The 3,458-nt window shown below is 68.3% G+C and carries 4 protein-coding genes; 3 read left to right on the top strand and 1 reads right to left on the bottom strand.

Going from position 1 to position 3,458, the window contains the following annotated elements; genetic code table 11:
• From HOQ08_RS14845 to HOQ08_RS14855, 3 genes are all read left to right on the top strand, one after another.
• Window positions 1-541, top strand: a 541-nt coding sequence (locus HOQ08_RS14845) for a glycosyltransferase family 4 protein (protein ID WP_291196603.1), incomplete at its 5' end; no start/stop codon positions are given.
• A complete protein-coding gene (locus HOQ08_RS14850; protein ID WP_291196605.1) occupies window positions 538-1,767 on the top strand; it encodes an acyltransferase in 1,230 nt (409 codons plus the stop codon). The genes HOQ08_RS14845 and HOQ08_RS14850, both read left to right, overlap by 4 nt.
• Entirely contained in the window at window positions 1,737-2,609 is an 873-nt protein-coding gene (locus HOQ08_RS14855) for a class I SAM-dependent methyltransferase (RefSeq protein WP_291196607.1), read from the top strand. The genes HOQ08_RS14850 and HOQ08_RS14855 overlap by 31 nt, the downstream gene beginning before the upstream one ends.
• A 15-nt stretch (window positions 2,610-2,624) precedes the next feature.
• Here the strand turns inward: HOQ08_RS14855 and HOQ08_RS14860 are convergent.
• A partial coding sequence (locus HOQ08_RS14860; protein WP_291196609.1) for a flavin reductase occupies window positions 2,625-3,458 on the bottom strand: 834 nt, incomplete at its 5' end.

Raw genomic sequence — 3,458 nt, forward strand, 5'->3', positions numbered from 1 at the left:
GGCCCGGCTGATCCACGTGGCCAGCCTCAACCGTGTCAAGGACCAGTCGACCCTGCTGCATGCGCTGGCGGTCCTCGCAGGGGCAGGGCTGGATTTCGAAATGGACATCGTCGGCGTGGACACCCTGCAGGGCGAGATGCAGCAGCTCGCCTGCCGGCTCAAGCTGGATGGACGCGTACGCTTCCTCGGCTTCAAGACCCAGCACGAATTGCGCCTGCTGATGGAATCGGTCGACCTGCTGGTGATGTCGTCGCTGCACGAGGCCGGACCGCTGGTGGCGCTCGAGGCCGCCGCCGTGGGCGTGCCCACGGTAGGTACGGCGGTCGGGCACATCGCGGAGTGGACGCCGGCGGCGGCGCTGGCCGTGCCGGTCGGCGACGCGCCGGCGCTTGCGGATGCCATCCGCCGTCTGCTCGGCGACGATGAACTGCGGCTGCGCCTGGCCGCTGGCGCACAGCTCCGCGCTTTGCGCGAGGACGCCGATCACACCGCCCGCGCGTTCGAGGCGCTCTACACGCATCTGGTCGCCGCATGCGCATGAAAGGCGCCACGGCCTTACCGGCAGCCGCGCCGGCTGATCCGACAGCACGCGGCCATGCAACGGCCGGCCATGGCTCGCCATTTTCTGGATCAAACGGGGCAAAGGCGGCGAGCTCGACCGGCACCCGCATGCCATCACTGGATGGATTGCGGGCGGTCTCGATCCTGATGGTGTGCTACGGGCATCTCTGCGGGACGCGGCGTTTTCCCGTTTCAATCGCGCAGTACGGTCGCTGGTGCGGCGACGTCGCGCATCTGGGCGTGCTGGTGTTCTTCGTGATTTCGGGCTTCCTCATCACCTTGCTGTTGATGGGCGAGCGCGAGACGACAGGGGGAATCTCGCTGAAGCGGTTCTACCTGCGCCGGATGGTGCGCATCTTTCCCGCCTTCTATGCGTTCATCCTGGTCATGGCGATCGCGACGGCCTCGGGCGCGGTGCAGCTGACCGGCCGCGACTTTGCCTACGCGCTGACCTACACGGTCAACTTCGAACCGGGCCGCTCCTTGCAGATCGGACACCTCTGGTCATTGTCGGTCGAGGAACAGTTCTACCTGCTGTGGCCGCTGACACTGCTTGCCCTGCGTGTACGTCGCGCTTTGATCGTCGCGGTCGCGGCGATCTTCATCGGTCCGCTGGTGCGCTTCGCCATCCATGAATGGATATTCCGCGTCGATCCCCGTTTTCCGGACGACACGCTGACCAGCTTCCCCGCGATGTTCGATTACCTGGCCGCAGGTTGTGCATTGGCGCTGCTGCGGCCATGGCTGCTGACCCGGACCTGGTACCTGCGCCTGACCGCAAGCCGCTGGCTCGTGCTCGCGGTGCCCCTGGTGCTGCTGATCAATCGCATGGGCAGCCACACCACGGCGATATTGCTGGGGTCGCCGGTCATGAACGTATGCCTCGCGCTGTTGATCGAGGCCAGCACCCGCCATGAGCGCAGCCTGGGCGGACGTTTCCTGAACTGGAAGCCGGTGGTCTATCTCGGCGTCCTCAGCTATTCGCTGTACCTGTGGCAATCGCCTTTCCTGGACCACCGCTCCGACGCATGGATGAACGCATTCCCGCAGAACCTGATGCTGGTGTTCCTCGCGGCGCTGTCGTCCTGGTTCCTGGTCGAGCGCCCGTTCACCCGCCTGCGCAAACGGCTGCGGCACGGCGACGCGCTGCCCGCCATCGTTCGAGAGCAACGCGGATGCAATACCGCGACGAGCCCGCCGCGATGACCGGGGCACAGGCCGTGGCCGGGCTGCTCGGCGACACTCCGCAGCGCGACTACACGGAGAAACTCCGGCTGTTCAACGCTTTCGCGCGACCGGAGCTGCGCGAGGCGATCGACGCGCTGGCGGTAGGGGCAGGGGAGCGCGTGCTCGACGCCGGCTGCGGCACGGGCGAGGCGGTCGGCTGGTTCCACGAATCCGCGAGGAATCGCGCGCTGGTGGTGGGAATGGACCTTGCGGCCGCGCACGTCCGCATCGCCCGCCGCAGTGCGCCGACGCAAGCGCCGATCCTGCAGGCCGACATGCTGCGGCCGCCGCTGGCGGACGGCAGCTTCGACGTGGTATGGGCCGTCAACTCCATCAATCATCTGCACGACCCGGTCGCCGGAGTGCGCGTACTCTCGAAGCTGCTGCGCCCGGGCGGCCGCCTCGTGGTGGGGCAGAGTTCGCTGTTGCCGGACATGTACTTCGCCTGGGATGCCCGCCTCGAACAACGCGTCAACGACGCGGTGCGCGCGTACTACCGCGAGCGCTATGGCCGCAGCGAGCATGAGTTCACCGCGGTCCGTGCACTGGTCGGCTGGCTGCAGGCGTCGGGACTGCCGCAGGTGGCGGTGCGCACGCGGATGATCGAGCGCACCCAGCCGCTCGCCGAAGCGGACGAGCGCTACCTGCGCGACGCGATCTTCCGCGGTACCTGGGGCGAACGCCTGCGCCCCTACCTGCATCCGGGGGATTTCGACACGCTGGCGCGGCTCTGCGATCCGGACGACGCGCGCTACGCGCTGCGTCGTCCGGACTTCCATTTCCTGCAGAGCCTCACCATGGCGGTGGCGACGAAGGCGTGAGTCGCGGCCGCGCGCTCAGGCAGGAGGCACCTCCGCGTACGGCGTGCCGAGCCGGCGGCGGGAGGCCTGGTGGAAGCCCGCCGTGTGGTGCAGTTGGGCGTCGTGCGTCAGGGCTTCCTCGGACACGATGCGGCCGAGGAAGAACGTGTGCGAGCCGACTTCCTCGCTGTGCACGATGTCCAGCTCGCGGATGCGCAGCGCCGCCGCCACCGCAGGTATGCCGAAGGTACGCGAACGCCGCACCGGGAATGGCAGTGCCGTCCAGTCCTGGAGTGGCTGCTTGTGGTGCGCGCTTAGCGCGTAGACGGTGTCCTTCATCGTCGCCGGCATGCAGGAGAGGGCGACCCGACGCGACTCGCGCATTGCCGGCACCGATACGTTGGTGCTGCGCAGCGCAAGCGCAAACAGCCCGCTGCGCCCCAGCGGGCCGATCAGGTCCATCGGAAAGATGTTCTGGTGGCCGGGCGCGTCGATGGAAACGAGGATGACCGGCCGCGGGCTCAGGTAGGCGATCATCAGCTGCCGGGTCGCGGCCGGTGCCATCAGGGAATGCGGCGACGAAGTGTTCCTCCGCATGAGACGGTTCTGCAGCCAGGCGTTCCACGGGCGCAGCGGCCAGACCAGGCAGCGATGCCCACCGGCCGCGACGTGGTAGAGGGCGAGCGTGGTGCCTCCGGTGCTGACCGTCGTCGCGCGCGCCAGCTGCAGCCCCCCAAGCAGCCGGCCGTTGGTGCGGTCGCGGTACTCGAGTGTCGCGCGAGGCCCGGCGTCCAGGCTGGTCGCGATGGTGAACGGCCGGAGGGAAGCCACGGTGTGGTCGGTGGTGACGTCTGCCGTGGCGCCGCCCCA

Source organism: Frateuria sp., from assembly GCF_013362045.1.
In the GTDB taxonomy this organism is placed as follows: domain Bacteria; phylum Pseudomonadota; class Gammaproteobacteria; order Xanthomonadales; family Rhodanobacteraceae; genus Frateuria_A.